The sequence below is a fragment of the Myxococcus sp. CA033 genome, from assembly GCF_013336625.1.
Taxonomy (GTDB): domain Bacteria; phylum Myxococcota; class Myxococcia; order Myxococcales; family Myxococcaceae; genus Myxococcus; species Myxococcus llanfairpwllgwyngyllgogerychwyrndrobwllllantysiliogogogochensis.
Genome location: NZ_JABUMU010000007.1, coordinates 246,774 through 273,323 on the forward strand (window position 1 = coordinate 246,774; position 26,550 = coordinate 273,323).

Below are 26,550 nucleotides of genomic sequence, written 5' to 3' on the forward strand. Positions count from 1 at the left end.
GTGCGCTTCCTCCTCACCGGTGGCACTGGTTTCATCGGCCATCGGCTCGCGAGCCGCATTGTCGAGCGGGGTGACTCGCTCACGGCGCTCGTGCGCTCCAGCTCTCGTCGCGACGCGCTCGCGGCGCTCGGTGCCCGGTTCGCCGTGGGAGACCTGACGACGGGCGAAGGGCTGGCGGAGGCCGTGCGCGACGTCGACTGTGTCCTGCACCTGGCCGGCGTCACCAAGGCCCGGGAGCCCGCGGGCTACTTCGAGGGCAATGCGAATGGCACCCGCCGCGTCGCGGAGGCCATGGCGTCACTGCCCCGCCCTCCCCGGCTCGTCTACTGCTCGTCGCTGGCCGCCGCGGGGCCGTCCACTCCAGAGCGTCCACGCCGGGAAGAGGACCCTCCGGCGCCCGTCTCCGTCTACGGCCGCAGCAAGCTGGGGGGCGAGGAGGCCGTGCGAGAGCTCGCGGACCGGGTGCCATCCGTCATCGTCCGGCCCCCCATGGTCTACGGCCCTGGCGACGTGGAGTTCATCCCCTCCGTGATTCCCATGGCGGAGCGAGGGCTGGCGCTCAAGAGCGGCTTCGGGCCCAAGCGCTACTCGCTCATCCACGTCGATGACCTGAACACCGCGTTGCTCGCGGCCGCCGAGCGAGGCCCCACGCTGGACAAGGCCGACCCGGCGCGCGGCGTGTACACCGTCTCCGATGGACGCGAGTACACCTGGGAAGAGCTGTGCGCGGCGGTGGCCCATGCGCTGGGCCTCAAGGCCCCCACCGTGCTGCCCGTGCCCGACAGCGTGGGCTACATGATTGGCCTGGGGTCCGAGGTCATCGCCCGACTGCGCGGAATCACCCCCATCCTCAACCGCGACAAGGTGCGGGAGATGACCGCCGCGGCGTGGACCTGCACCACCGAGCGCGCCTCGCGTGAGCTGGGCTTCCTGCCCACCATCGCCCTGGCCGACGGGCTCGTCGGGACCCTCGCGTCGTACCAGCAGCTCGCGCGCACCTGAAAAGACGAAGGCCGAGGCCCCTCGAATGGGAGCCCCGGCCTGGAGTGCTTCGGTGACGCGGGGTTCGCGTCAGCTCACTTCGTCGGACCCGCCGAGCCGCCCGTCGCCGAGCCCGTTGCGCCCGTGGAGCCCTTGGCCGAGTTGGCCGCGTTCTCCTTCTCGAGCTGCGCCCGCTTGGTCTTCAAGGTGGAGAGCAGGCCGTCGAAGCCCTTGGTGCTCAGCAGCTTCTGGAACTGGCCCTTGTACGTGTCCACGAGGGACACCTCGTCGGTGACGACGTCGTAGATGCGCCAGTCGCTCTTGGCGCTGGGCTTGTACAGGCGGTAGTCGACGGGAATCTGGTCCTTCTTGAGGGTGAGCGTCGTGTTGACGGTGGCCTCGGTGCCCTCGATGGACTCCTTGCCGTACTTCACTTCGGCCTGGGCCTGGCCAATGGCCTTCTGGGCATAGGAGGCGCGCAGGAGCCCCGTCATCGTCTCCGAGAAGTCCTTGCGCTGGGCGGGCGTGAGCGTGGCCCACGTCTTGTCTCCGAGGGCGCGCTTCGCCAGCTCCTGGAAGTCGACGAACTTCTCGACGACGCTGGCGAGGGATTCAACGGTGGCGCCGGGAGCGTTGGCGGCCTTCTGGACATCCGCGTTCCCGGACTTGACGACCGAGAGGGGACCAGGCGCCGCGGCGATCAGGGTGGCGGCAAGCAGGGAAGCAATCATGGCTTTTCGACTCCGTGAAGGAGGACGGTACAGCGGACAGACGCGGCGCCCCGATTATTCACCCGGGGCGGGTGGCGTCCCCGTGACTCGGGCGAGGGCCGCCATTCCCAACCGGACGTCGAACCAGCTCTTCGACCGGTCGCCTGTAACCTGCGCATAAGCCGTGAAGGCGTCCACCAAATCGCGCGTTTCTCCCGTCCCCAGGTCGAAGGCGGCGAACGCGGAGGTGACCCAGCGACGCGCGCTCTTCTCCGCGTCCGTATACGCCCGGGCCCGAGACCACGCCGCCACCAGCTCGCCATGCACCTTCGCCACTTCCAGGCGGATGCCGGCGCGAATCTGTTTCTCCTGGGCGCGCAGCTTGTCGAGCTCCGCCCGCGCCTGATCCAACTGCGCGTCCTTGATGGGGATGTCGAACGTCCCCCGCACCACCAGGCCGAGGCCCGCGGTGCGATCATTGTACGGGTCATACGCGAAGGGGCTGCGCTGCCGGGTGGCGCTGCTGGTGAACCGCACGTCGTAGAACCCCGCGAGCCCCAGGTCCGGGAAGTAGCTCCGTTCACGGATGAGCACTTCGGACTCACGCGCGACGATGCCCGCGGCGATGGCGGTGAACTCCGGCCGGTACTGATCGGCCAACGCCAGAGCCCGCTCCAGCGAAGGCGGCTGCACCTCCGCTTCGGGCGCCAGCTCTTCTTCCACGACGTCGACCGCCGCACCGGGGGCGGCGTTGGCCAGCACGCCGATGGCGGTCAGCGCGAGCGCGCGCCCTTGAATCGCCTCGGCCTTCTTGGCCTCGACGATCTGCCGGAAGAAGCGGACCTTGTACGTGTCCACCTGGGTCACCTGGGGTGACTCCTCCTTCAGCAGCGCGGCGATGCGCTCGGCGGCGTCCTCCAGTCGCTTGGAGACCTCCTCGAGCTGCTGCACCCCGGAGCGCGCAAGCTGGTAGCTGAAGTACGCCTGCGCGGCCTGGAAGCCCGCCTCGTCCTGGGCCCGCTCGCGCAGCGCGGCGCCGAGGATGGGGCCCTGCGCGCCCGCCTTCTCCAGCGCGGTCAGCTTGCCAAACGTGTAGAGCGGCAGCACCGCGTTTCCCGAGGAGAACACCGTCACGCCGACCTTGCCGAGGTTCCAGTCGCCTTCGTAGGACGCCTCGGTGGTGGGCGGGCCGCCGACGCCGTCATTGCGCGCCTCGGGCACCGGGCCTCCCGCGCCCACGGAGATCTCGAACTTGGGGAACCAGGCCCACTTCGCCTGTTTGTAGAGCGCCTGGAACTTGCGCAGCTCCGCGCTCGCCTCCTCCACGCGGGAGTCCGTCGCGCGCGCCCGTTCCACCAACTGCCCCAACGTCAGGGGCGCGGCCTTGGCGGGCGGGGCGTCCGCATCCGGTACCTGCGCCACGCCCTCCTTGGCCTGCTGCGCCTCGCGCGCGGTCTCTCGCATGGGCGCCGGAGACACCGTGCGGCCCCCGGAAGGGTTCGTGGAGCTGTCCACCGTCTCGGGCGCAATCGTCGGCGGACCTGGAGGAAGCGTGGTGCCTCCCGTCGAGCCCGTCGACGTGGCGGGAGCCTGCGGCGCGGCGGCGCCAGGCGTCGGCGTCCCCGTGCTCGGAGTGGGAGTGGGCGTGGGCGTGGGGCTTCCCGTCGTCCCGGTTCCCGTCCCGGACTGACCGCTGCCGGTGGTTCCCGTCGTCCCCGGCGTCGAGCTGCCCGAGGTCCCCGTCGTTCCCGGCGTCGAGCCACCGCCCTGCCCCGCCGAGCCTGGGGTGAGCTGGGCGGCCGACAGCCCACCCGCGAGCACCAGCGCCACTGCCACGCCTCGATCCAGGTGTCTGCGCATTGCTCGGCCTCTCGCGGGCCCCCATATCCGAGAAGCCCGCGACGTCGCAGCATCTTCCTTCGCCAGGGCACAGTCACCGACCAACTTCGTCCGCTGTCGAGAGTCCTCGTCCATCGCGTCCCCATGTCCCCGTGCCGCGCCACAGTGAGTAGCGTCGAAGGGGCCACGTTCACCACGTCGCGACATCGCCGAGACCTCGAATCGTGCTTGGAAGAATGCGGAGGACGGGACGCCAGCGCGGAGCAGCTCCGGGGAGTCGTCGGTCACGCACTCAAGGAAGCCGCGTGAGGCCCGGCGCGAAACCGGGGCCATCGCTCGCGACCGCCCATCGGAAATGAAAAAGGCCCGCCAGGTTTCCCGGGCGGGCCTTTCTACTTCAGAGTGGAGCTAACCGGGATCGAACCGGTGACCTCTTGAATGCCATTCAAGCGCTCTCCCAGCTGAGCTATAGCCCCGTCTTTTGCTGCTGGCCGCCTTGGGTTGCGGCCCGACGTCGAAAGTGCGTGCCTTCTACCGTTTCTTGTTCCCAGGGCCAAGAACTGTTTGAGGCTTCGGTGCGTTTTTTCCAACCTTCAACCGCTCGGCGACTTCCTCACCTTCCCGAAGGATATCGGTGAGCTCGCGAGCATGCGCCTCGGCTGCCTGCTCGGCCGCCTCGATGGCCTTGAGCGCGGACGCGAAGCCCGCGGGAAGCTCCAGCCTGCCCTTCTGGATCTGCCGGTAGACCAGGTCACCGAGCTCCTTGAGAGCACGGTCCTTCTGGTCCTTCAGCACGGTGGCCCTGGCGTTCGCGCGGGCCAGGTCGGTGTTGCGCTCCACCGCCTCGCGCAGCTGCGCCAGACGGGCCTGCGCCGCCTGGAAGGCCTCGTTGATCTGCTTCACCACCTCGGACTGCTTCGCGTCGGCCGCCACGTGGGTGACACCCCTTGAAGAACCAATACTGGCGTAGCGTGTGGGCTCGTGGACTGTCAACCCTGCCCCGTCGTCCGGCGCAGCCTCGCGGCGAAGAATCCGCCCCCTGGCACCTTGGGCGGCAGGGACTTGAGGTACGGCCCGTGGGCCGCCAGCGCGGCCCGTTCCGCTCCGAGCACGTCTGAGACAGGCTCCAGGGTGAACTCCGGATGTTTCGCCAGGAAGCCCTCGACCACGGCCTCGTCCTCGTCCGGCAACACCGAGCAGGTGGCGTAGACGATGAGCGCTCCGTGCTTCGCCTGCCGGGAGACCTCCTCCAGCAGCTCGGACTGCGTCGTCTGGTACTTGGCGATCTCCTGCGCGGTGAGCTTCCACTTCTGATCCGGCTCGCGCGCCAGTGAGCCCGTGCCGCTGCACGGCGCGTCGATGAGCAACACGTCCGCGTCGGACAGGGGCAAGGGATGCGGGAAGGCCACCTGCCGCAGCGAGAAGTGACGCACCCGCTCACGCGCCTCGGCCAGCCGGCGCCGGGAGCGGTCTCCCGCGAGCACCCGGCCCGAGGGACCGACGAAGTCCGCCAGCGCCAGCGTCTTGCCGCCCGCGCCCGCACAGACATCCGCGACGGTGAGGCCCGTCAGCGAGCCGCCCACCGGACGGCAGACCTCCGAGATGAGCTGGCTGCCCACGTCCTGAACTTGCAGTCGCCCCGTCTTCATCATCCGCGTCTCGAAGACGCGATGGCTCGCATCCACCACGCGCACCGCGTCCGGAGCGGCGAGCACCGCCTCCGCCGCGACGCCCTCCTCCACCAGCGCCGCCAGGACTTCATCCCGCGTGCCCGGAGGCCTGACGCGGAAGTGCAGGCCGGGCTCCTCGTCGAGCGACGACAGCAGTCCCTCCAGCGTGGCTTCGTCCGGGTACGCCTGCGCCAGCTTCTGCACCAGCCAGTTGGGGAACGAGTACCGCATGGCGAGCCGCTCCGCGTGGGAGTCCGGCAGCGGCGCTTCGGGCAGCTCCGACTCCACCACCTTCTGGAGCACCTCGTCCTTCAGGGTGCGTGGCCTCATGGGGCCCGGCAGTCGCACCTCCGGGCCGATGCGCGCCCAGGTCTCACCACAGAAGATGCGCCGCCACAGCGCGTACCGCACCAGGGCCTGATCCTCCACCATCACCAGTTTGCCCGGCGGGTGGCCCAGGAGCTTCGCCGCCAGGTCCAACAGGCGCTGATGACGGGACAGCTCGCGAACGACGAGCGCGGCGAAGCGCCGCTCCTGGCCTCCGAGCCCATCCGCGTCCCGCAGGGCATTGGCCAGCGCGGCCTTCAGCGGATCTCCCCGCAGCACCGCGATGTGCGCTTCCAGCGCCGCCGTCGCCGCCCTCCGCGAGGGACGACCGAGACGTGCCGCATCATGCGGAGTTGTAGGCCAAACAGTGTCCACGGGTGCCAACCTGCCCTTTCAACCGTCCAGGCCGAGCGTGATGACGAGACACCCGGTGGGCGTGCGCACCTCGGGCGTTTCGTCCGCACCCACGAAGAACGTCGCCGGGGCCACGAAGCGTGTCCCCTCGATCTCCAGCTCGCCCTCCAGCAACAGGGCCGCCTCCCGCCCACGAGGCCGGGCCGACCAGGCCCACTGCCCCGCCGCCGCCAGCCGCACCCAGATGGCGCCCGCCGCCTTGCCGCCCGGCGAGGCCAGGTGCACACCCGGCGCGCACTCCACCCAGTCACTCTCGGAGGGAACCTGTCCCCTCGACGCCAGCTCCACGTTCCGGTGCACGGCCAGGAAGCGCTCCACCAACCCGAGGATGTCCTCGATCTGGAAGGGCTTCACCAGGACGCCATCCGGGACGAAGGGCCTCAGGGCCCGCGCCACTTCCTCCGGAGACGCCGCGCTGACGATGGCCACCGCCTGGCGCCCCTTCCGGGCCGCCTCCAGCACCGAGCGCCCGCCCGACTCTCCGCCGCCGATGCGCAGGTCCGTGACGACGAGGTCGAAGCGCTCCTGGCCGAGGGCCGCCAGCGCCGAGCTCACTTCGCCGACCGAGCGCACCTCCGCCAGGTCGGAGATCAGCTCACCCATGCCTTCCCGGAGGCTCGCGTCGTCCTCGACCAGCAGAACCTTCATCTCGGGGTATCTCCAACGCCCCTGACCGGAGCACGTCCTCCACGGTCCCAGGCGGGGGAACCGGCGATGCCCTGCCAGTCACCCACCCCTTTCGGGAAGTGGCCCTCCCCGGACTCGAACCGGGACGCGGGGTCAGCCGCAGCGGATTTTGAGTCCGCCTCGTCTACCAATTTCGACAGAGGGCCGTTTGTTACGGAAGCGGCCAGACGTATACCGCGACGGTCGCCCGTATGCATCCGAAGATTGCGGTGCCGGACGCACATCGCTATGAGGGCCCCCGCATGTACAACCTGCTCATCTCGCTGGCAGTGGGAATCGTGGTCGCGCTGCTGGTGAAGTTCGCCGGCTTCTCCATCTGGGCGGGCCTGGTGCCCGGCCTCATCGCCGCACTCGGTACCTTCATCTTCCTGGCCCGGCGGGTCGCCACCCGCATCCAGGCACTCATGACGACGGTGCAACAGGACCTCCAGTCCCAGCCCACCAGTCAGAAGGACGCGCAGGGCCGGGTCGACCGGGCCGTGAAGACGCTCGAGAAGGGACTCGTCTATGACAAGTGGCAGTTCATGGTGGGTCCGGAGATTCACGCGCAGATCGGGATGCTGAAGTACATGGTGAAGGACCATGACGGGGCGCAGGCGGCCTTCAGCAAGGGCAGCTCCCGCAACTACATGGCGAAGGCCATGGAGGGTGCCCTGCGCTACCAGCGCAAGGACTTCGCGGGGATGAAGACCGCCTTCGAGTCCGCCTCCAAGAGCGGGAAGAAGGAAGCCATCGTCTGGGCCGTCTACGCCTGGTGCCTCCTGCAGAACAAGGAGAAGGACGAGGCCCTCAAGGTGCTCGGCCGGGGCGTGGAGGAGAACCCGAAGGACGAGAAGCTCAAGGCCAGCCTCGCCCAGCTCCAGAACGACAAGCGGCTGAAGATGAAGCCCTACGAGCCGCTGTGGTGGCAGTTCGGGCTCGAGGCCCCGCCGACGATGCCTCCCATGGGCGGTGGTGGACGCCGCATGCAGTTCGTTACCCGACGTTGATCCCAGGAGCGAGGGGGGCGTGCGCGCCCTCCTTCGCCCGGGAATTCCTACCGCCTCCCCTGCCCTGACGCTGGAACGACTTCCGATCCGCCTTCGTTGCGAGGAAGCGTTCGCATCGCAACCCCCTGAAATGACTCCCGGCCGCATGCCTGCTCCAAGGGCATGCTGCTTGCTCTTCGCCCACGCGCGCCGACGGGGATGACACCCGCCGCGCACAGCAGTCGGGCCTGGCGGCCGGAGGTCTCGGGTGAAGGTTGCGGGTGGGGATGGGTGCTCGCAGGACCGGGCGGTGGCGGATGCGCGTGGGGCGCAGGGGCGGCGAGAGCACCTGGTGGGGCGTGGCATCCGAGACCTCTGGACCGCGAATCATCGGGAGATCAACGAAGCGGAGAGGTTCATGCAACGGCGAGGGCGCACCTCGGAGCGGTCCCTCCTCCTGGTCATCGAGGATGACGCGAGCGTGTTGGAGAGCCTGTCGGACCTGCTCGCCTCGCGCTTCGATGTCCTGGGCGCGGCGGATGCGGGCGTGGGGCTGGAGTTGGCGAGCGAACATCGTCCCGACCTGGTGCTCCTGGACAGATTCCTGCCCAGCGGGGATGGGCTGGCGGTGTTGGAGGCGCTGCAGCGGGACTCCCGCACGGAGTCGACGCCGGTCATCTTCCTGACCGGGGACGCGGACGAGGCCACCCTGGAGCGCTGCCTGGAGATGGGGGCGGTGGACTTCATCCACAAGCCGGCGAGCGCGAGGGAGCTGATGGCACGGATCGACCGGGCGCTGCGGCAGAGCGAACAGCAGCGGCGGCTTCAGATCCTCGCCCAGACGGATGCCCTCACGGGGCTGGCGAACTTCCGGGCCCTCACCGTGCGGCTCGAAGAGGAGCTGCGCCGGGCCCAGCGCTACGGCTACCCGCTCAGCGTGGTGGTCATCGACCTGGACCACCTCAAGGCCATCAACGACGGGATGGGGCACGACGTGGGCAACCGGGCCATCCTCGCGCTGGCCAACCAGCTCAAGGGCAATCTGCGCGAGTCGGACTTCGCGGCGCGCTTCGGCGGCGACGAGTTCGTGGCGCTCCTTCCCCACCAGACGGCGCTGGAAGCGGCGGTGTTCGCCGAGCGCATCCGCACCGGGCTGCATTCCGTCGGCGTGCAGAAGAGCGACGGCCGCCCTGCTTCCTTCGGGTTGAGCGTGAGTGTCGGCATCGCCGACCACACATTGGAAACACCCCGGGACGATACGGATGCGCTGATGAAGGCGGCGGACGCGGCCCTCTACGAGGCCAAGCGCGAAGGGCGTGACCGGGTCGTGGTGTTCGGCCGTCCGGCGCTCGCGCCGCCCGTGCAACGACACTGAGCGCGGGGCGGGACGAAGCAGGCGACGGCGGGAAGCTAGAGGGCGCGGATGATTCTGGGCAACAGGCTGACGAGCGGTTCGAGGGTGGCGGTCGTCGGGGGCGGTATCGCGGGGGCGGGGCTGGCGGCCTCGCTGCTCTTCAACGGCAGGGCACGGGGGCTGACGCTCGATGTGCGCGTCTACTCCGGGGGACTGTCCGAGCGCACCGCGCCTCCCGCGGTGCTGACACCCGAGTGTCGCTCTCGCCTGGCCGCGCTGGGCTGTCGCATCCCCACCGAGTGGCGCGCCCACGAACTGCGGGGCGTGGAGATCATCGCCGAGGGACGTCGCGAGCTGCTGACCGCCTCCCCCGGTGGCCTCTGGGTGGTGGACGGCTGGCCCCATGGAGAAGGAGGACTGGCCCAGGTGCGTGATGTGCTGGCCACGGCGGCCAGCGCCCAGGGCGCACGTTTCCTCGAGCGGCACGTGGACCGGGTGGAGCGTCAACCCGCGGCCCCGGATGCGCCCGCGTCCGTGAGAGGCGCCGGGCCGCTGGTGGTCCGAGCGCAGGGAGGCGGAGAGCGCTTCCATGCGGTGGCCCTGGCCGGTGGCGCGGGGCCGATGATGGGTGACGCGTTCTTCCCGGGCTTCCGCCCCGCGCCCACGGTGGCGGCCGTGCAGGCACGGCTGCGGCACGCTTCGCCGCGGCTGGAGATCGCCCCCGTGGCTCGGCTGTGGGTGGCGCCGCTTCCCACGGTGGAGGGGCTGTTCCTCCTGCCGGGCGCGGACTCTGTCTATGCGCTGGCCTTTGGCCCCTCGGTGACGCCGGCCGACCTGTGCCAGGCGCTGATGATGGCCGCCCGCGATGGACTGCTGGAGGAAGGGTTCGAGCTGGCCGCGCTGGAGACGACCCGGTTGCCCTACGGGCCGGGGCGCACGCTGGTGGCGCCGGGACAGATCGCCGTGGGCCCCGCCGCGTTCGGACATCCGCTCCAGGTGGGGCTGTCGGAGACGCTGGCCTCGTGCAGCCGGGCGGCGGTGGCGCTGCTGGATGGAGGGTTGGATGGCTCGGCCCTGGAGCGTCGCTACGTCCGCGAGGGCCTGTGCGAGCTGATGGAGGACGCGGCGGCCGGAGCCCGCGCGGCGTCGTGGCTGCGGCGCGCCGGGAAGCGAGCGCCTGGGGCCTTCGTCGCGGCGAAGGGACGGCGCACGTCGTCCGGTGTCTACGGGGGTGGAGTGCTGGGCCTGAGTGCTCCCACGCCGCTGGCCCTGTTGGGGGCGATGCGCTGGGCGGGCCTGCGTGAGGTGGTGGGCTCCTGGCTGCGCACGACGATGGAGCCCGTGCCCATGGCGGTGCCGGAGTTGGAGCCCGACTTGTACTACGTCGTGGACGATGACCCCGACGCGCGTGAGGCGCTGACGGCGCTGCTGGAGAGCACGGGCGCCAAGGTGGTGTCGTTCGCGGACGAGCTGGCGCTGTTCTGCGCCGTGGCTCGACGGCCGCCCACGGCCATCATCCTCGATGTCGTGCTGCACTGGGTGGACGGGCTGCGCTTGTGCGAAGGTCTGAAGCAACATCCCCTCACGCGAAGCACGCGCGTGGTGGTGATGAGCGGCTTGAATCGTCCGCACGTTCGCCAGAGAGCGCTCGACGCGGGGGCCGAGGCCTTCCTGCCCAAGCCCGTGGATCCGGAGCGACTGCTGCGCATCCTCACCGGCCGGTTGGCCTCGCCCAGCACCACGGCTGACGCGACGACGCGACAGCCGACCGATGCGGGTGGTTCGGACCGCTACGCCGCTTCCTAGGGAGCTGTGCTCGGCACGGTGCCTTTCAGTCCACCGTGCCCGCACCGGGGCGTGACGGGGTGACGCGCGCGCGACGCCGCACGCCAACGAGGAAGGGCACGGGGCCTCCTGGCCGCCGTGCCCCTCGTTCGTTCCGCGAGCGCCCGCTTACGTGGCGATGCGACGCAGGCCTCGGCGCAGCTCCAGCGAGCCGGCCATGAGCGCGATGCCACGCATGAGGATGGAGATACCCACCAGGGTGCCCACCAGCCACACGGCGGAGACCGGCCACTGCGCCATGACGATGACACCCAGGGCGATGGAGATGGCGCCATAGGCGCAGTCCCAGCCCCACTGGGGATACCGGTCCATCAGCGAGGTCACCACGTGGAAGAGGCCGCTGGCGAAGAAGTAGCCAGCAAGCAGGAGTGTCAGCGCCCCCAGGCCCGCCGCCGGATACACGAGCACGAAGAAGCCCACCACGGTGGAGAGCACGCCGCTCAGCAGATAGAGCCAGAAGGGCCCGCCGGCCTTGCGGACACGGAACGAGGAGACAATCTCCGCGATGCCCGTTCCGGCCAGCAACGCGCCAAAGAGGATGACGGAGACCAGGCTCGTGAGGAACGAGGCCCCCAGCGCGACGAAGCCGAGGACGGCCATCAAGAGCCCCAGGACGAATGGCGGTCCCCATGCCGCTGAGGCGGCCTTGCTTCTGTCACCTGTCGCGGGTTCACGTTTGTAACTGGTGTCCATGTCGGTCCGCCTCCCTTGGAGGAAAGATTCAGCGGCGAACATGGGTGCCTTGGAGCACGGGGACAACAGCCTCACTTCCCGCTCCTCCCCTCCCCGCCCCTCCCTGGAGGGTGACTTCAGCCCGGTGCGCTCGGCGTGCTCTCGCGCAGGGAGGCATACGGGGGCTGGATGAAGACGGCGCCCGGCTCCTTGCGGAACCAGGTGAGCTGGCGCTTGGCGTACCGTCGCGTCTCCTGCGCGGTGTCTCGAATCGCCTCGTCCACGGACAGGCGGCCCTCCACCACCGCACGTGCCTGCACGTAGCCTACGCTTCTCATCGGGGCGGCATCACCCAGGCCTCGCTCCAGATGTGCCCGGGTTTCCTCCACGAGCCCGGACGCGAACATGGCCTCCGTGCGCGCGTTGATGCGGCCGTACAGCTCCTCTCGCGGCGGGTCCAACACGTAGAACCGGAAGGGATACCGGTCCGGAGCGAACGCATGGGCCTTGCGGAACTCGGAGGCGGGCACGCCCGTTTGCGCGTGGATCTCCAGCGCGCGGACCACTCGCACCAGGTCTTGAATGGGCAGCTTCGCCGCGGTCTCCGGGTCCACTTCCGCCAGCCGGCGATGGACGGCCTCGCGCCCCTGTTCCTCCGCGAGCGCATCCATTTCCGCGCGCAGCTCCGGGAGCGCTCCCGGGGCGTCCACCACGCCGTGAAGCAGGATGCGCAGATACAGCCCCGTGCCTCCCACGACGACCACGGGCCGACCGCGTCCGGTGATGTCAGCGATGGCCGCGTCCGCTCGACGCTGGTACTCGGCGGCGGAGAAGGTCTCCATCGGGTCCACCACGGACACGAGGTGATGCGGCACCTCGGCCAGCTCCTCCGTCGAAGGCTTCGCCGTGCCGACGTCGAAGTGCCGGTACACCTGTTGCGAGTCCGCGCTGACGATCTCCCCACCCAGGCGACGCGCCACCTCGATGGCGAGCGACGTCTTCCCCGACGCCGTCGGCCCGGCCAGCACCGTCAACGTCGGTCTCCCCTCCTGTGCCTCACCCATGTCCCGACACTCCCAGGGCCTCACGCACCACGGTGGCGGCGGACGCATCTCGCGAGAACACCAGACGCACCGGCTCCACGTCCGACAGCAACCTCCCCGCCGAGGCGAGCAGCGCAGCCCGGCCCTCGGAGGAGGCCTCCGACAACAGCGCATTGTGCACCAGCACCCGGCCCACGTCCCCGGCACGCTGTCGCTCCCAGCGCGAGTTCGAATCCCAGGCCAACGTCCCCACTGCGCGCAGCCGGGCCTCACGTGGGAACCCGAGGTTCCACGGCGTCCCCGCGGCTCGCCATGAGCCCTCCATCGCATCGGGCCAGACCGCCACCAGCTCATCCGAGAGCAGCGCCTCGCCCGCGTCCATCCACAGCCCACCCAGGGTGCTCTTGCCCGCGCCCGAGTGCCCCGTGAAGAGCGCCGCCGCGTCGCCATGCACGAGCGCCACGCCATGCACCAACAGGCCACCGCGACGCGCCAACTCCGCCGCCAGCATCACCCGCAGCACCACCTCCACGGGGAAGCGACCCGCGCCGACCACCTCACCACGGAGGCCGTCCGCGTCGAGTCTCGCCGAGTAGTCCTCGCCTTCCAGCCGGAGCGAGCCATCCTGCTCGCGCCAGGGTCGGGGCAGCTCGCGGGTCGTCGGCTCGGGGCGGGCCACGGAGGGGGCCGCGACGCGCAGCCGGCAGACTCGGACACCGGCCAAGGGTGGAGCAATGACGAAGCCCGCCAGGGAGCGGTGCAGCAGCTCCCGGACACGGGAGTCTGGCACCTGGAGGCCCACGGTCCATCCAGCGATGGAGAGCCATGGGCCTGACGTCTCCAGGCCGTCTTCGTCGGAACCGCCGGAGCGCTGGGGACCGGACGGGCCGGCTCCCGATGCGTTCAGGGCGTGCACTCCGACTCGCCGGGGATGTTGCACTGGGACATGGCCGCGAGCGCGACGAAGGGCTGCTCCCACAGGATGGCGGGAGCCTCGTAGCGCGAAACAGCCTCGGTGGAAGCAGTCCGAGGAACCTCCGTCGACGGCGACGGAGAGGACAAAGGAGTCGAGGGAATTTTCACGGGAACGGTACCGGGAAGGCGCAGATGCGGCCGTCCTGAGAGCCCACATGCAGTCGGGAAACAGTGGTGTCGATGGTCGGAGTGCCGATGAGCTGCGTGTCGCCGATGGACACCTGCTGCGAGTCCACGCCGCCAATCATCTCGAGCTGATGCACCTTCCCGTCGGAGCTGCCCACGTAGATGCGGACGACGCCGTTGGAGTTGAGGGTGAAGGTGCCGGAGGGATTCGCGATGGGCGTGGTCCACACCTGAGAGGGTGCCGTCTCCCCAGCCGTCACGTGGTCCCAGAACTCCACGCTGCCACTCGCGAGGCTGGCCACGAAGCCTCCGCCCAGGGGCCGCACGAAGCTGGTGAACGCGGGCGTGCTCGGCGAGGGACGCGTCGCCACATTCGCGCTCCACACAGACGTCAGGGTGCCCGCGTCGATGGCGTGGACGACGCCGTCGCTGTTGGTCGCGAAGATCTGATTCGCCACGGCGTTGCGCACCAGGCTGTGCTCCAGGTCGCCCAGGGAGAGGCGCGTCACCTCGGTGCCGGTCAGCGTGTCCAGGACGCGGAGCGACGCCGTTGTTCCACCATGCGTCTTCGAGCCGATGAAGAGGCGGTTGGTGGTGTAGTCGACCACCATGCCACCACTCACCATGCCCAGGTCTCCGGGCTGGTAGGTGAAGACCGGCGTGCCCGTGCGCGCGTTGAGCGCCACCACGCGATTCAGGGCCGGGTTCGCCAGCCGCGTCGCGAAGAACGCCAGGTCCAGGTTCGGCCGCGCGGCCTTGTATGCGGCGTTCGCGTAGTCGTGGAGCTGCGTCACGGGGAAGGACTGGATGGTGCCAATGGGTGCGCCGGTGTTGTCCCAGCGCCACAGCACCGTGCCGGTGGTGGCGTTGAGCGCGTAGGCGACACCTGACTGGTCGGCGGTGAGGATGTACTGGCCTGCCAGGCCATTGAGCGGCACCACCGGGAAGCGGCTGCCGATGAGGCCCGACAGCGGAAGCGGACGCCAGCGCTCGGCACCGTCGGCCGAGGGCGTGGTGACATTGGTGAGGTTGGCGACGACCGAGTCGTTGAAGGAGCTGAAGATGCCCACGCCCAGCTCGGTGATGGGCTGGAGGCGAGCATCCAGGCCCACCGAGTAGCACCACAACGGCGCCGCGCCGACGCGGGCCTGGGGCGTCGCGATGAGCGCCGCCGAGGCCGTGGGCCGGCTGCCCGCTGAGTACCGTCCCACGTCATCGGTGTTGAACACGCGGTAGTGATACGTGGTGCCGTTGACGACGGTGGTGTCGGTGATGGAGGACGTCGAAGTGAAGCTCTCGGAGGCGACGACGGTGGCGTTGCCAAGCGTCGAGCCGGCGGCGTAGGCCCGACCGGCGACCGGCAGCGTGTTGGGTGCGGCCCCCGCGGAACGAAGCACCAGCACGCCGTTGTGAACCGCGGGGTTGTCCCACGTCACCGTCACGCTCGCATCCCGAGCCACCGCGGTGAGCCGCTCGACTTCCGGCGCAGTGCCCGTGGCGATGGTCACCGGGGCCTCGATGCGCGCGGCCGAGTCGGACGCGTATACGAGAGGCAGATGCATCCGGTGGCGGAACGCCGTGGGCGCGGTGACGTTTCCGACGCTCGCGTACGTCACGGTGAAGGCGCGCTCCTGGTTGGGCATGATTCGCGCGGCATTGTTGTTCGCCGTCCAGGTGAAGCTCGTCGCACTGCTCGAGATGGACCACCCCGCCGGGGCCGCCGGATTGCCGCTGACGAACGCGAAGAAGTTCACGGCGGGCCGGAGCAACGTGACCTGCTCGATCGGCAGCGTCCCCCGGTTCTGCACCGTGTAGACCACCGGCTGATTCGGCACGCCCGGAACGAGCACGGACGGACTCGCCTTCAGGCGATGCGTCACGATGCGCCCCTGTCCCGAACGCACGACCTGGGTCGTCGCGGCGCTCCCGTTCAACGTCGCATCCGCCTGCACATCGAAGGCGAAGTCGGAGAACTCGGCGCCAGTGAGGGTGTAGCTCCAGATGAAGTGCGCGGAAGCGCCGGGGGCCAGGCGCGACACGCTCGCGGGATTGGGGCCGGAGGCGAGGGCCGCCACGGCAGTGCCCACAAAGACGGGGGCACGGGGCGTCACGTTCAGATAGGACGCGGTGGTGGACGTGTTGGTGACGCTGAGCCGCACTTTCACCGTCTCGCCCACGAAGGCCTGGACGTTGTCCACGTCACCGGAGGCCGCGAGCACACCCACATTGGCCATGGGCGTGTCGGCCACGGCCGAGGTGACCGAGCCGCTCCCGCTGGTGGCGCGGACGCTGGCCACCATCGTCCCACCCGTCTGCGTCGTGGCCCGCGCGGAGAGGATGCCCGCTCCGCGCAGGGGAATGTTCACCTGGAAGTTGGCGGGCTGGACCTCGACGACCTCGAACGAGACACCGCCCACGCCGGTGCTGGGGCCTTCCGCCGTGATGTTGTTCTGGGCGGCCGTCTGGCTGGTCCGGTTCTCGATGACGAGGCGCGCGGTGATGTCGTCGCCCACGGGAAGAACCCGTGGCTGGATGTCGACCCGCGTGGACAATCCCACGCGCCGCCATTCCGCGGCGGCCGTCGTCCGATTCGTGGTGAAGGACTGGTTTCCGCAAGCCTCTAAGGCCGTCAGCGTCGTGAACCGCTGGCCCGTGGCATTGGCCGCCGTCACTTGCGGAATCATCCGCAGCGTGAAGGTCGCCGTCTGGTCCTGCATCAAACCGGCGTCCGCCAACGCGCAGTTGACCGGGATGTTGTACGTCACCTGTCGCGTCGCGATGAAGTGGTCCGCGACCCAACCCGCGGGCGCCGGGCTCTCCAGCAGCGTGTATCCGGTGGGCAGGATGAACGACACCTGGTTGATGGGCCGGAACAGCGGCGAGGTGCTCCGGGTGTTGTTGCGCACCTGGACGCGCAGCTCGGAGACCTCATCCATCACCACTGTCGCCTGGGTCTCCCCGGGCTCCGCGAGCGTCGTGAAGACGGCGGCGCGGGTCGTACTCTGGGCCAGCGCGGCGAAAGGAAGGACGAGCACCGCGACGAGCGCGGCGAGGCGGGCGTTCAGCGTGGGAATCATGGCGGAAGGCCTCACGTCACGGCTCCAGGGTGAAGGCGGCCGTGGTCAGCGGCGCGCCGTCGAGAAAGAAGCGAACCTGCCATGTCCCGCTCATGCCGGAGGTGGCCACCGTCGTTCCGGCCACGGGCAGCGAGAAGCGCACGGTGCGAGTCACGTCCGGCTTCGCCTCCACCACTGAGGTGCGACGCTCGTACGGATGGCCGGAGGGCGACACGAACTCGACTTCCACGCGGCCCTTGCCACGCACGCCGCTCACCGTCAGGTCCACGTCCACCTGGGACACGTCCGACAGGCCATGCGCGTCCAGCCCCACCACCTCCGCGTGCCCGGAGACGGGCGTCGGCATCGGCTCTCCCTCCGCGGCTTCAGCCGTCGGAGGCCGGGCGGCCTCGCTCTCCTCGCCCAGCACGTCCGTGGGAGCAACGGGCTCCACGGCGGGCGGCGTGCCCTCCGCGGGTGCATCCGTCCAGTCGAACACCCGGGGAGAGATTCCGCTCTCCGTACAGGCCGTCAGCAGCAGCGCCGCCGCCGAGCAGCCCGCCGCAATGCGCGCTCGCATCACCGTACCTCCTGAAGCTCGTCGACCAGGCCCAGTCGGGCCAGGTCCGTGAGAAACCGCAACGTGTCCGTGAGCACCTGGCCCACGTCCATGGAGAACTCGCGGGCCACGACGTCGGCCACCGAGCGCGCGGAGCGCGTCCCGTCACTGAGCTCCCAGATTCGCACCGCCGTCGCGTTGAGGCCACGCAACGTGCGCCCCTCCGCGTCCAGCAGGAGAAAGTCCGCGCCGAAGCGCTGTCCCTCCGCCCCCACCCGTCGCCGCGGAAGATGGTCCGCCGAGAAGTCGCCGCTCATGAGCGCCCTCCCCGTCCCAGCCACCGCGCCACCCTGCCCCGCACCACCGCGCGCACCCGACCGAGCCGCGACGGCCCCCGGTCCCACTCCGCGCCCAGCTCCACCGCGCCCCGCCGGACACACGTCACGCGCCCGAGAATGCGCGACGCGGGAATCGGAGGGTCCTCCGCCGGCGCATTGTCCCCGCGCAGCGACAGCACGCCCTTCCCCGCCGCGCGGACCCGATGCAGGACGAGCGCGTCGTCGAACCGCGCCAGCACCACCTCACCCGGCCGTGGCTCGCCAGACAACGGCTCCACACCAGCGAAGTCCCCTGCCCGCAACGATGGCCACATGCTGTCTCCCCGTACGGGAATCCAGCGAAAGGCCGAAGGCGAAGCGGAGGTGGGGGACTCACCCGACATTTCCGAGCCAGTCTACTCCACCGGCCAGGGCGGCGCGAATGAGTCCCTTTGGATTCCCCTTGAATTTCCCGGAGGTTACAAGACCCCTCCGGGCTGGACTGAATCGCGGGGAGTCCTGAATTCCCTCGACTACAACCTCACGAGGCGCTGAGGGCGTCCGCCCGGGGAGCGGCCGAGTGGGCCCGCACCGTCCGCGCGATGTCATCCAGGGCCACGGGGATGGGCTCCCCTCCGGCCATCTGCTTGAGCTTCGCCTGCCCGCTGGTGCGCTCCAACTCCCCGAGCACGAGCGTGAAACGCGCCCCGCTCTTGTCCGAGCGCTTCATCTGGCTCTTGAGGCTGCCGCCGCGCGTGTCGAAGTCCACTCGAAGGCCGTCGCGCCGCAGCCGGCTCGCCAGGGTGAAGGCCGCGTCATGCGAGCCCTCATCCGCCACCGCGATGAACAGGTCCGGTGTCGCGCCGAACTTCTGCTGGCTCTCCTTGAGCAGGAGCACCAGGCGGTCCAGTCCGCACGCGAAGCCGACGGCGGGCACGTCCGGCCCCCCCAGGCTCTTCACCAGCTTGTCGTAGCGGCCACCGGCGCCCACCGTGCTGGCGGTGCCCAGCGCGGGGTGCGAGGCGATGAACTCGAAGACGGTGCGCGTGTAGTAGTCCAGGCCGCGAACCATGCGCGGATTGACGACGAACTTGATGTCCAGCGCCGTCAGCTTGCGCTGCACGTCATCGAAGTGCGCGCGGCACGGCTCGCACAGGAACTCGAGCACGTTGGGGCCCTTGGCGGCCACCGCCTGACACGTCGGGTTCTTGCAGTCGAGCACCCGCAGCGGGTTCTTCTCCATGCGCCGGTGACAGTCGGAGCACAGCTCCTCGCGGTGGGCCTGCAGGTACTCCACCAGCTTCATGTGGTACGCGGGCCGGCACGTCTCGTCGCCCAATGAGTTGAGATTGAGCGTGATGTCCTGGAGCCCCAGCTTCTGGAGGAACTGGGCCACCATGTCCATCACCTCGACGTCCTGGGCGGCCTCCTTCGAACCGTAGGCCTCCGCGCCGATTTGATAGAACTGCCGGTAGCGGCCCGTCTTCATCCGCTCGTACCGGAACATCGGCCCCGTGTAGAACCAGCGCGTCAGCGGCTCCTTGTTCACGATGGAGTGCTCGATGTACGCGCGCGCCGCCGGGGCCGTGCCCTCGGGTCTCAGGGACAGGCTGCGGTCGTTCTTGTCGGTGAAGGTGTACATCTCCTTGCCGACGATGTCCGTCTCCTCACCCACGCTGCGCACGAACAGCGCCGTGTCCTCCAGCATGGGCGTGCGGATCTCCCCATAACCGAAGCGACCGAACAGCTCTCGCGCCAGGCCCTCCACGTGCTGCCAGATCTCAATCTCGCCTGGCAGCAGGTCGTTCATGCCCTTGACGGCGCTGAGCGTCTGACTCACGGGATGACTCCAATGCGCTGCCCCAGCCGAAGCACCGCCTCTTCCTGGAGGCTCGCTTCCCACTTCACGCGGCCGGGCTCGAACAACAGGATGACGGTGGAGCCCATCTCGAACCGACCCAGCTCGCCGGCCTTCTCCACCTTGTAGCCCTCTTGATACCGGTGCACCTTGCCCGGCTGGCCCGTGTGCGTGGTGATGTCCTCGTAGGACGCCTTGATGCGCGACACACAGGTGGCGCCCACCTTCACCACGGCGCACTGCCCCGCCGCCGTCTGGAGGTAGGTCACCAGCCGCTCGTTGACGCAGAACAGGGACTGCTTGTTCTTCACCGACGCCGGATTCACCGGCCAGAACTCACCGGGGATGTACGCATAGCCGGTGATGGTGCCCGCCAGCGGCGAGTGGATGCGGTGGTAGTCGCGCGGCGACAGGTAGATGGTCGTCCAGGCTCCACCGTGGAAGGGCTTCGCCGCCTCCGCGTCCCCCAGCAGCTCATCCACCGTGTACTCGATGCCCTTGGCCTGCAGGCACCGGCCGTGCTCGGAATAGCCCACCTGCGACACGCGGCCGTCCACCGGGGACACCACGGCCTTCTCGTCCGGGTCGATGGGGCGCAGGCCCGGCTTGAGGGCGCGCGTGAAGAACTGCGCGAACGTGGGGTAGTGCTCGATGGGGTGCTCGGCCTCCGCCATGTCCACGTTGTAGGACTTGGCGAACGCCCGCATGGCCGCCTGGTGGACGGGCGCGGGAATGGGCACTCGCGTGGCCATGCCCACCGCCGTCGACAGGGCGGACTTGGGCAACACGCGCATCAACTTCATGAAGGTCTGTTCGTTCATGGGGCGTCTTTGACTAACGGCCGGCGTCGGTCCCCGCGGGGGGCTCCGTCCCGGCATCCAGCGTCCGCGTCACCGTCCGCACGGAGCTCTTGGGCAACAACATCAACACCCGTCCCTCTTCGACGATCAGCACCGTGTCGGGATGTCCGGGGTACTCCAGGCGGCAGGCCGTGCTGTCAGTCAGCTCCCACGCGTCCCGGATGCCGCGCCCCTCCACGTTGATGGGGGTGCCACGCTTGAAGCAGCCTCGGAAGCCGGCGACCAGCTCGTTCGCCGGGGTGCCAGTCTGGGGGCCGTTCACCGGGCCGGCGTCTGGAGGACCGGCGTCCACGGCCTCGGCGGGAGGAGGAGGCGGCGGCGGTGCCAGCGTGGTGGAGGGCGCGTTCGGGACGACCTCGTGGGCGCTGGCCACTGCCTTCTGCCTCGCGACGAGGGCCTCCTGCATGCGCGCCCGGTTCTTCTGGATGCGCTGGAGCAGCTCCTGCGCGGAGGGCGCATCCAGGCTGTCCTGGGGCACGCGTTGGAGCTTCGCCTCGATGGACCCCATCTGCGGGTCCAGATAGGCGTCATCCAGCTTCTGCGCGTACAGCTCGCGGAACTGGCGGGTGGCCTGCTCGTACTCAGCGGACGGCGGTGGTGGCTCGCGACGGCAGGCCGACAACACCAGCAGGAGGGCGGAAACAAGGGCCGCGAAGGGCCGGAGGGATGCTCGGAGGACCTGGGGGCGCACGCACCCGGTTTATTTCATTTCCCCCCGCCGTGCCCAGTTTTCAGAAAGCGCCGCGTCAAACGCCGAGGAACAGGCGCTTGCCGAAGTTGAGCGCCAGGTCGGCGTCGAAGATCTTCTGGGCGGACGTCTCGATGTCGTACTCCACCCGGACGTACTCCACCGTGCGCGCATCCGTGTCGCAGATGACGAAGCAGGCGCGGTTGTCGTAGTCGCGCGGCTGGCCCACGCTGCCCACGGAGATGATGTACTTGTAGCCCTTGCGGATGCCGAACTTCTGGGCCACCACGTCGTTCACCTCGCCATTGCCGATGGCGAACGCCCGGCACAGGTGGCTGTGGCCGATGAACGTCACCTCCGGCAGCTCCTCCACGTAGGGCGTCAGCTCCCGCGCCTGCTCCAGCGCGAAGATGTACTCGTACGCCTTCGGGTCGATGGGCGAGCCGTGGCAGAAGCCCACCTCGCCAATGCGGTACGTGTACGGAAGGCTGCGCAGCCACGCCATGTTCTCGTCCGTGAGGACGTTGGCGGACCAGTCCAGCGCGTGCCGGGCGGCGTCGTAGTAGTACGAGTAGTCCATCCGCCCCGCCACCGCGGCGTCGTGGTTGCCCAGCAGCGTGACTTCCGCCACCGAGCGCACCAGCTCGCAGCACGGGTTGGGAGACGCGCCGTAACCGACGATGTCCCCCAGGGACACGATGCGGTCGACCTTCTGATGCTCGGAGACCCGGAGCACCTCGGTGAGCGCTTCGATGTTGGAGTGGATGTCGGAGATGACGGCGATGCGCATGGATGCCTCGGTCGGTGGCGCCGCGTTCAGCCGGCCCAGACCGCCTTCACGGGGTTCTTCTGCTGCTGCGAGATAATCCGCCGGAGCCGCCCCAAGGTTTCCGCATCCAGCGATTCGAACTGGAGCCCCATCCCCGGCGGGTAGGCCCGGTCCTCCTCTTCCCTCAGCCATACCACCGTGGCCGCCGCCTGTACTTCGGGATCCTCCGCGGGCGTCAGCCGGAGGACCGCTCGCGCACCTCGCGCCAGCGGAGTGCTCGTCCGGAGAAACAGACCTCCCTCGCTCAGGTTCGTGATGCGGGCATACAGGGTGACGTTGTCTCCCTCGCACCAGCAGCGCAGCAAGGTGGGTACCCGTGCGGACTTTCGGTTATCGCTCAACCCTCTTCCTTCCCGAGCACCAAAGGATGGAAGCCTAGAGACGGCCTGAATCCACCGTCAAGTTCGTGGGTGAGCTGGGACCCCACCTCACCCTCCAGGCGCTCAACGCTCCAGCGGGCCCAGGTCGTCGAAATGGGTCAGCTTCCTGAATTCCGCGAAACGAGCGCGAATCTCCGGATGCGTCACCTCGCGCAGGCGCTCCAGGCTGAACTTCTCCACGGTGAAGGAGGCCATGACGCTGCCCATCACCATGGCCCGGCGCAGCACCGTCGAGTCGATGTCCGACGTCGCCGTGGCCAGCGCGCCCATGAAGCCACCCGCGAAGGTGTCACCGGCGCCCGTGGGGTCGAAGACCTCCGCCAGCGGGAAGGCCGGGCAGGCGAAGACGTGGTCCTTCTCGAAGAGGAGCGCGCCGTACTCGCCGCGCTTGATGACGACGCGCTGCGGACCCATGCCGAGGATGGCGCGCGCGGCCTTCACGACGTTGTGCTCACCGGCCAGCTGGCGCGCCTCCGCGTCGTTGACGAAGAGCAGGTTGACGCGCTGGAGCGTCTTGAGCAGGGCCTCGCGGCTGCCCTGGATCCAGAAGTTCATCGTGTCGGCGGCCACCAGCTTCGGCGAGCGCACCTGATCCACCACGCGCGCCTGCAGCTCCGGGTGGATGTTGCCCAGGAAGACGTAGGGCGTGTCGCGGTAGGCCGCGGGCAGCTCGGGCGAGAAGGTCTGGAAGACGTTGAGCTGGGTGTCCAGCGTCTTCGCCTCGTTCAGCTCGTAGCCATAGCGGCCCTTCCAGCGGAAGGTGCGGCCGGGCACGCGGGTGAGGCCCTCCAGGTCGATGCCTCGCCCCTTGAGGAAGCTCACGTGAGCTTCAGGGAAGTCCTCGCCCACCACGGCGACGATGCGCGCGGGAGTGAAGAACGACGCCGACGTGGAGAAGTAGGTGGCGGACCCGCCGAGGACGTCCTCCTTCTGTCCGAAGGGGGTTTCCACCGAGTCCAATGCGACGGAGCCGACGACAAGGAGGGACATTGCGAGCTTCCTGGAAATACAGAGGGGGGCACGGTGCCCTGCCAGGAACCCCGTGCCCGTGCCGGGTACGCGGTTTCACGGCTGGCGTCAAGCCGCGCAGCCGTGAAAACCCGATCAGGGGGTGGGGATGCCCGTGGCCGTGAGGATGGCCTTCAGGTCGTCGTCGGTGAAGAACAGGCCGCCGCCCACGAAGAAATCGCGGCCGGCGATGAGGCGCTGCGTTGCCGTGTCCCGCTGCTGGGCGTTGAGCATGTCGTCCATGCCCGCGACGACGAACAGGTGGTCGAACGCCTGAGCCCGCAGCGTGGCGCGCAGCCGGGGATAACGCAGCTCGTCCGCCGCGAAGTTGAAGGCGTCCATCTTCAGCGTGAGGGCGTCGTCGAACAGGTGCAGGTCCGCGCCCACGCCGCCGGTGGACTCGATGAGGCCCACGCGCAGCGTGGTGAAGTACCAGCGCTTGGCGAACTGCGCGCTGATCCGCAGGCTTTCCTTCGTCACCTTGCGGGTCTGGATGACGGGGTCGCCCTCGGACGGCGGATTGGTCTGCACGGTCTCCGTCGTCACGGTGCCGCGCGGGTCGTCCACCAGCTCCAACAGGTAGTACTTGTCCGGCTTGGGGATGAGCCGCACGGAGAAGACGTTCTTGGAGCGGCCCTGGGCGGCCAGGTAGCTGCTCTGGATGCCGACCTCCGTCTGGAGGTCGGTGAGCTTGGCGGCGAAGCGGGCCACGTCCTGCACCGTCTCGCGGACCTCGCGGCCCACGCTCTCGTCGGTGAGCAGCACGCCCGCGGCGCCCTCCCCGTCCTTCACCTTGCGGGTGATCTCCTCCAGGTTGCCCAGCGTGCTGTCCAGCTTGGTCAGCGTCTGCTTCAGGCTGGCGACGCTCTCCTTGAAGTCACCCTCCCCGCTCCCGACGATGTTCTTGACGCTGGCGAGCACCTCGCGCACGTCGCGGGTGATGAACTCGATGTTGTCGACGATGCGGCCGACGTCGGCCTGGTTGTTCTGGGTGATGGTCCGCACGTCGGTCGACACCCCCTCGAAGTTCGCGAGGATGACGTCCAGCCGGTCCGCGTTGCGGCGCACCGTCGCGTCCACGGAGTCCGACAGACGGACGAGGTTCTCGACGATGCGCTGGAGCGAGCCGGCGCCGCGCTCTCCGCCCAGCACCTCGCGCAGCGCGCCCGTCACCTGCTGGATGTCGGAGGTGATCTGCGACAGCGACTCGAAGATGGCCTCCATGCCCTGCGTGTCGATGACCCGGCGGATCTGCCCGCCGTTCTCCAGCTTGGGGGCGTTCTCCGTGCCGGGATTCAAGTCCAGCAGGTAGTCGCCCAGGAGCGACTCCGAGCGCTTGGTGACGACCGCGTCCTCGCGCAGGTCCACGTCTTCGCGGATCTTCAGGACGACGCGCGCCCGCGTGCCCTCCAGGATGATGTCGTCAATCTCTCCCACCCGGATGCCGGCGATCTGCACCCGGCCGCGCACCGCGAGGCCAGACGCGTCCCGGAAATAGGCCCACACGCGCGTGGAGTCGCTGTCGCTCAGGCCGCCTTCGCGTGCGAACAGCACGAAGGTGACGAAAAAGGCCCCCGCGGCGATGACCAGCAGGCCAACACGGAAGGGCGTAACGAGCTTCTTCACCTGATGTGACTCCGAGGGCTACCGGCCGGGCGCGACTCTAACGTTTTGCATCTGGAGTGCCACATTTTCCTGAAAGCGGAGCCTCCCGGGGCCCCTGCCCTCAGTTCTTCCCGAACCACGTCTCCAGGAACACCTTCACCGCCGGGTGCTGGGACTCGCGCAGCTGCTCCGGAGGGCCGTGCGCCACGATGACGCCCTTGGAGAGGAACGCGATCTGGTCCCCCACGTTGAACGCCGAGGAGATGTCGTGGCTGATGACCACGCTCGTCACGCCCAACCCCTTCTGCGCCGCCAGGATCATCTCATCCACGTAGTCCGTGGTGATGGGGTCCAACCCCGTGGTCGGCTCGTCGTAAAGGACGATCTTCGGGTCCAACACGACGGCGCGCGCCAGGCCCACGCGCTTGCGCATGCCGCCCGACAGGTCCGACGGGAACTTCGACTCCACCTCCCGTTTGAGCCCCATCAAGTCCAGCTTGGAGCGGACCTTGGCGTACAGCTCGTCCTCGGACAGGTGGGTGTGCTCGCGCAGGGGGAAGGCGACGTTCTCGAACACCGTCATGGAGTCGAAGAGGGCCGCGGCCTGGAACACCATGCCGAACTTGTTGCGGACGCGCTGGAGGCTCTGCACCCCCATGGGGATGATGTCCTCGCCGTCGATGATGACCTGGCCGCTGTCGGGGCGGAGCAGGCCAATCATGTGCTTCATCAGCACCGTCTTCCCGGAGCCGGAGCCGCCGAGGATGACGCACGTGCTGCCCGCGGGCACGCTGAGGTTGATGCCGGTGAGGACCTTGTTCTCACCGAACGTCTTGTGCAGGTCCACGATCTCGATCATCGGCTTCGTGGACATGCCGGCGTTGTCTTCGGACGGAGGACCGGAGGCAGCCATCAGTGCATCACGATGCCCACGAGGAAATCGAGGATGAAGATGGACAGGGCGCTGGCCACCATCGCCTCGGTCGTCGCCTGACCCACGCCCTTGGCGCCGCCCGACGCGTTGAAGCCCTTGTAGCAACAGATGAGCGCCACGGAGACGCCGAACACGGCCCCCTTGATGACGCCCTCGTAGATGTCCACCGGCTCCAGCCACTGCTGGGTGCGCGTCAGGAAGGTGCCCGGGGAGATTCCCAGGCCTCCCACCGCGACGAAGTAGGCGCCCGTCATGCCCGCGGTGCTGAACAGGATGGTCAGCATGGGGACCATGAACAGGCCCGCCAGGATTCGGGGCACCAGCAGGTACTGGACCGGGTTGACGGCCATGGTCTCCAGCGCGTCCACCTGCTCGGTGACGCGCATGGTGCCCAGCTCCGTGCACATGGCGGAGCCGGCGCGCATGGTGACCATCAGCGCGGAGAACACCGCCGCCAGTTCGCGCGTCAGCGTCAGCGCCACCGTGGGGCCGACGAGGCTCTCCGCGTCGAAGAGCGCGAAGGCCTCGGACGTCTGGAGGGCGAACACCATGCCGGTGAACAACCCCGTCAGTCCGACGATGAAGATGGAGCCCACCCCCACGAAGTCCAGCTGGGCGAACAGGTTGTGGAGGCGGAAGGGGCGCCGGACGCTCCAGCGGGCCACGTCGATGGCCAGCGTCACGACGCCGCCAATGGTGCTGACGACGTCGATGAGGCCCTTGCCGAAGCCGGCCACCGTCTGGGTGAAAATCCCTGGCTCGCGGGCCGGCTTGCTGGGGGTCTGCGTGGTCATGCGGTCAGGCGCCTACTCTTACGTGCCACGACGGGGGGCACAAGCGAAGTG

Annotated in this window: 26 protein-coding genes and 2 tRNA genes; 4 read left to right on the plus strand and 24 right to left on the minus strand. The window is 69.0% G+C overall.

Annotated elements, in window-relative coordinates; translation table 11 throughout:
• Positions 1–1,002 carry an NAD(P)-dependent oxidoreductase gene (locus HUA78_RS20195; RefSeq protein WP_174476945.1) on the plus strand — a complete coding sequence of 334 codons (1,002 nt, stop codon included), beginning with the start codon at positions 1–3 and terminating at the stop codon, positions 1,000–1,002.
• A 74-nt stretch (positions 1,003–1,076) separates the two neighbouring features.
• Here HUA78_RS20195 and HUA78_RS20200 read toward each other — a convergent pair whose 3' ends face one another.
• From HUA78_RS20200 to HUA78_RS20230, 7 genes are all read right to left on the minus strand, one after another.
• Positions 1,077–1,712, minus strand: a complete 636-nt coding sequence (locus tag HUA78_RS20200; RefSeq protein ID WP_141645866.1) for a phospholipid-binding protein MlaC — start codon at positions 1,710–1,712, stop codon at positions 1,077–1,079.
• A 54-nt stretch (positions 1,713–1,766) separates the two neighbouring features.
• Complete coding sequence (locus HUA78_RS20205; protein WP_174476946.1) at positions 1,767–3,551, minus strand: TolC family protein; 1,785 nt, start codon at positions 3,549–3,551, stop codon at positions 1,767–1,769.
• A 382-nt stretch (positions 3,552–3,933) separates the two neighbouring features.
• Positions 3,934–4,006 (minus strand) — tRNA-Ala (locus HUA78_RS20210).
• Between the two features lie 55 nt (positions 4,007–4,061).
• Positions 4,062–4,463 carry a hypothetical protein gene (locus HUA78_RS20215; RefSeq protein WP_174455490.1) on the minus strand — a complete coding sequence of 134 codons (402 nt, stop codon included), beginning with the start codon at positions 4,461–4,463 and terminating at the stop codon, positions 4,062–4,064.
• Positions 4,464–4,519: 56 nt separating this feature from the next.
• Entirely contained in the window at positions 4,520–5,806 is a 1,287-nt protein-coding gene (locus HUA78_RS20220) for an RsmB/NOP family class I SAM-dependent RNA methyltransferase (protein WP_141645885.1), read from the minus strand.
• A 114-nt stretch (positions 5,807–5,920) separates the two neighbouring features.
• Complete coding sequence (locus tag HUA78_RS20225) at positions 5,921–6,589, minus strand: response regulator (protein WP_141645863.1); 669 nt, start codon at positions 6,587–6,589, stop codon at positions 5,921–5,923.
• A 99-nt stretch (positions 6,590–6,688) separates the two neighbouring features.
• Positions 6,689–6,774 (minus strand) — tRNA-Leu (locus HUA78_RS20230).
• 96 nt (positions 6,775–6,870) lie between these two features.
• On the opposite strand from HUA78_RS20230, the gene HUA78_RS20235 reads away from it, so the two are divergent.
• The 3 genes from HUA78_RS20235 (at position 6,871) to HUA78_RS20245 (ending at position 10,756) form a co-directional block, all read left to right on the plus strand.
• Positions 6,871–7,617 carry a lipopolysaccharide assembly protein LapB gene (locus tag HUA78_RS20235; protein ID WP_174468232.1) on the plus strand — a complete coding sequence of 249 codons (747 nt, stop codon included), beginning with the start codon at positions 6,871–6,873 and terminating at the stop codon, positions 7,615–7,617.
• A gap of 397 nt (positions 7,618–8,014) precedes the next feature.
• Positions 8,015–8,971 carry a diguanylate cyclase gene (locus HUA78_RS20240; RefSeq protein WP_141645883.1) on the plus strand — a complete coding sequence of 319 codons (957 nt, stop codon included), beginning with the start codon at positions 8,015–8,017 and terminating at the stop codon, positions 8,969–8,971.
• Between the two features lie 48 nt (positions 8,972–9,019).
• Positions 9,020–10,756, plus strand: coding sequence for a response regulator (locus tag HUA78_RS20245; RefSeq protein ID WP_174476947.1), 1,737 nt, complete (start codon positions 9,020–9,022; stop codon positions 10,754–10,756).
• Between the two features lie 147 nt (positions 10,757–10,903).
• Here HUA78_RS20245 and HUA78_RS20250 read toward each other — a convergent pair whose 3' ends face one another.
• The 17 genes from HUA78_RS20250 to HUA78_RS20330 form a co-directional block, all read right to left on the minus strand.
• Positions 10,904–11,530 carry an HdeD family acid-resistance protein gene (locus HUA78_RS20250; protein ID WP_371745615.1) on the minus strand — a complete coding sequence of 209 codons (627 nt, stop codon included), beginning with the start codon at positions 11,528–11,530 and terminating at the stop codon, positions 10,904–10,906.
• A 74-nt stretch (positions 11,531–11,604) separates the two neighbouring features.
• Positions 11,605–12,531 carry a tRNA (adenosine(37)-N6)-dimethylallyltransferase MiaA gene (miaA, locus tag HUA78_RS20255; RefSeq protein ID WP_174476948.1) on the minus strand — a complete coding sequence of 309 codons (927 nt, stop codon included), beginning with the start codon at positions 12,529–12,531 and terminating at the stop codon, positions 11,605–11,607.
• The gene (locus HUA78_RS20260) at positions 12,524–13,426 is read right to left on the minus strand and encodes a hypothetical protein (protein ID WP_174476949.1); all 903 of its coding nucleotides are present in this window, start codon (positions 13,424–13,426) and stop codon (positions 12,524–12,526) included. The genes miaA and HUA78_RS20260 overlap by 8 nt, the downstream gene beginning before the upstream one ends.
• Entirely contained in the window at positions 13,414–13,593 is a 180-nt protein-coding gene (locus HUA78_RS20265; protein ID WP_217442545.1) for a hypothetical protein, read from the minus strand. Before HUA78_RS20265 ends, HUA78_RS20260 begins: the two co-directional genes overlap by 13 nt.
• A complete protein-coding gene (locus HUA78_RS20270; protein WP_174476978.1) occupies positions 13,590–16,688 on the minus strand; it encodes a PQQ-binding-like beta-propeller repeat protein in 3,099 nt (1,032 codons plus the stop codon). The genes HUA78_RS20265 and HUA78_RS20270 overlap by 4 nt, the downstream gene beginning before the upstream one ends.
• Positions 16,689–16,704: 16 nt before the next feature.
• Entirely contained in the window at positions 16,705–17,247 is a 543-nt protein-coding gene (locus HUA78_RS20275; protein ID WP_174455485.1) for a hypothetical protein, read from the minus strand.
• Positions 17,247–17,543 carry a PqqD family protein gene (locus HUA78_RS20280; protein WP_141646465.1) on the minus strand — a complete coding sequence of 99 codons (297 nt, stop codon included), beginning with the start codon at positions 17,541–17,543 and terminating at the stop codon, positions 17,247–17,249. The genes HUA78_RS20275 and HUA78_RS20280 overlap by 1 nt, the downstream gene beginning before the upstream one ends.
• Positions 17,540–17,947, minus strand: coding sequence for a S24/S26 family peptidase (locus tag HUA78_RS20285; protein WP_256434350.1), 408 nt, complete (start codon positions 17,945–17,947; stop codon positions 17,540–17,542). Before HUA78_RS20285 ends, HUA78_RS20280 begins: the two co-directional genes overlap by 4 nt.
• 137 nt (positions 17,948–18,084) lie before the next feature.
• Positions 18,085–19,353, minus strand: coding sequence for a histidine--tRNA ligase (gene hisS, locus HUA78_RS20290; protein ID WP_217442540.1), 1,269 nt, complete (start codon positions 19,351–19,353; stop codon positions 18,085–18,087).
• 26 nt (positions 19,354–19,379) lie between these two features.
• Positions 19,380–20,222 carry an archaetidylserine decarboxylase gene (asd, locus tag HUA78_RS20295; RefSeq protein WP_141646468.1) on the minus strand — a complete coding sequence of 281 codons (843 nt, stop codon included), beginning with the start codon at positions 20,220–20,222 and terminating at the stop codon, positions 19,380–19,382.
• A gap of 13 nt (positions 20,223–20,235) precedes the next feature.
• Positions 20,236–20,952 (minus strand): hypothetical protein, encoded by a 717-nt coding sequence (locus HUA78_RS20300; RefSeq protein ID WP_141646469.1) that lies wholly within the window; start codon positions 20,950–20,952, stop codon positions 20,236–20,238.
• 55 nt (positions 20,953–21,007) lie between these two features.
• Positions 21,008–21,739 (minus strand): metallophosphoesterase, encoded by a 732-nt coding sequence (locus HUA78_RS20305; RefSeq protein WP_141646470.1) that lies wholly within the window; start codon positions 21,737–21,739, stop codon positions 21,008–21,010.
• A gap of 26 nt (positions 21,740–21,765) precedes the next feature.
• The gene (locus HUA78_RS20310; RefSeq protein WP_141646471.1) at positions 21,766–22,119 is read right to left on the minus strand and encodes a TIGR02266 family protein; all 354 of its coding nucleotides are present in this window, start codon (positions 22,117–22,119) and stop codon (positions 21,766–21,768) included.
• Positions 22,120–22,221: 102 nt separating this feature from the next.
• Positions 22,222–23,148, minus strand: a complete 927-nt coding sequence (locus HUA78_RS20315; protein WP_141646472.1) for a PfkB family carbohydrate kinase — start codon at positions 23,146–23,148, stop codon at positions 22,222–22,224.
• Between the two features lie 114 nt (positions 23,149–23,262).
• Positions 23,263–24,792 (minus strand): MlaD family protein, encoded by a 1,530-nt coding sequence (locus tag HUA78_RS20320; RefSeq protein WP_141646473.1) that lies wholly within the window; start codon positions 24,790–24,792, stop codon positions 23,263–23,265.
• A gap of 100 nt (positions 24,793–24,892) precedes the next feature.
• Positions 24,893–25,630 (minus strand): ABC transporter ATP-binding protein, encoded by a 738-nt coding sequence (locus HUA78_RS20325; protein WP_141646485.1) that lies wholly within the window; start codon positions 25,628–25,630, stop codon positions 24,893–24,895.
• A gap of 53 nt (positions 25,631–25,683) precedes the next feature.
• The gene (locus HUA78_RS20330; protein WP_141646474.1) at positions 25,684–26,499 is read right to left on the minus strand and encodes an ABC transporter permease; all 816 of its coding nucleotides are present in this window, start codon (positions 26,497–26,499) and stop codon (positions 25,684–25,686) included.
• Positions 26,500–26,550: the final 51 nt, after the last annotated feature.

What these genes read in the sequence shown, in the direction of transcription:
- HUA78_RS20225 (WP_141645863.1), bottom strand. Translation starts at nt 6,589, where the DNA reads ATGAAGGTTCTGCTGGTCGAGGACGACGCGAGCCTCCGGGAAGGCATG.
- HUA78_RS20235 (WP_174468232.1), top strand. Translation starts at nt 6,871, where the DNA reads ATGTACAACCTGCTCATCTCGCTGGCAGTGGGAATCGTGGTCGCGCTG.
- HUA78_RS20280 (WP_141646465.1), bottom strand. Translation starts at nt 17,543, where the DNA reads ATGAGCGGCGACTTCTCGGCGGACCATCTTCCGCGGCGACGGGTGGGG.
- HUA78_RS20330 (WP_141646474.1), bottom strand. Translation starts at nt 26,499, where the DNA reads ATGACCACGCAGACCCCCAGCAAGCCGGCCCGCGAGCCAGGGATTTTC.
- HUA78_RS20275 (WP_174455485.1), bottom strand. Translation starts at nt 17,247, where the DNA reads ATGCGAGCGCGCATTGCGGCGGGCTGCTCGGCGGCGGCGCTGCTGCTG.
- HUA78_RS20325 (WP_141646485.1), bottom strand. Translation starts at nt 25,630, where the DNA reads ATGATCGAGATCGTGGACCTGCACAAGACGTTCGGTGAGAACAAGGTC.
- HUA78_RS20305 (WP_141646470.1), bottom strand. Translation starts at nt 21,739, where the DNA reads ATGCGCATCGCCGTCATCTCCGACATCCACTCCAACATCGAAGCGCTC.
- HUA78_RS20285 (WP_256434350.1), bottom strand. Translation starts at nt 17,947, where the DNA reads ATGTCGGGTGAGTCCCCCACCTCCGCTTCGCCTTCGGCCTTTCGCTGG.
- HUA78_RS20240 (WP_141645883.1), top strand. Translation starts at nt 8,015, where the DNA reads ATGCAACGGCGAGGGCGCACCTCGGAGCGGTCCCTCCTCCTGGTCATC.
- HUA78_RS20205 (WP_174476946.1), bottom strand. Translation starts at nt 3,551, where the DNA reads ATGCGCAGACACCTGGATCGAGGCGTGGCAGTGGCGCTGGTGCTCGCG.
- hisS (WP_217442540.1), bottom strand. Translation starts at nt 19,353, where the DNA reads ATGAACGACCTGCTGCCAGGCGAGATTGAGATCTGGCAGCACGTGGAG.
- HUA78_RS20315 (WP_141646472.1), bottom strand. Translation starts at nt 23,148, where the DNA reads ATGTCCCTCCTTGTCGTCGGCTCCGTCGCATTGGACTCGGTGGAAACC.
- HUA78_RS20270 (WP_174476978.1), bottom strand. Translation starts at nt 16,688, where the DNA reads ATGATTCCCACGCTGAACGCCCGCCTCGCCGCGCTCGTCGCGGTGCTC.
- HUA78_RS20245 (WP_174476947.1), top strand. Translation starts at nt 9,020, where the DNA reads ATGATTCTGGGCAACAGGCTGACGAGCGGTTCGAGGGTGGCGGTCGTC.
- HUA78_RS20200 (WP_141645866.1), bottom strand. Translation starts at nt 1,712, where the DNA reads ATGATTGCTTCCCTGCTTGCCGCCACCCTGATCGCCGCGGCGCCTGGT.
- asd (WP_141646468.1), bottom strand. Translation starts at nt 20,222, where the DNA reads ATGAACGAACAGACCTTCATGAAGTTGATGCGCGTGTTGCCCAAGTCC.
- HUA78_RS20250 (WP_371745615.1), bottom strand. Translation starts at nt 11,530, where the DNA reads ATGTTCGCCGCTGAATCTTTCCTCCAAGGGAGGCGGACCGACATGGAC.
- miaA (WP_174476948.1), bottom strand. Translation starts at nt 12,531, where the DNA reads ATGGGTGAGGCACAGGAGGGGAGACCGACGTTGACGGTGCTGGCCGGG.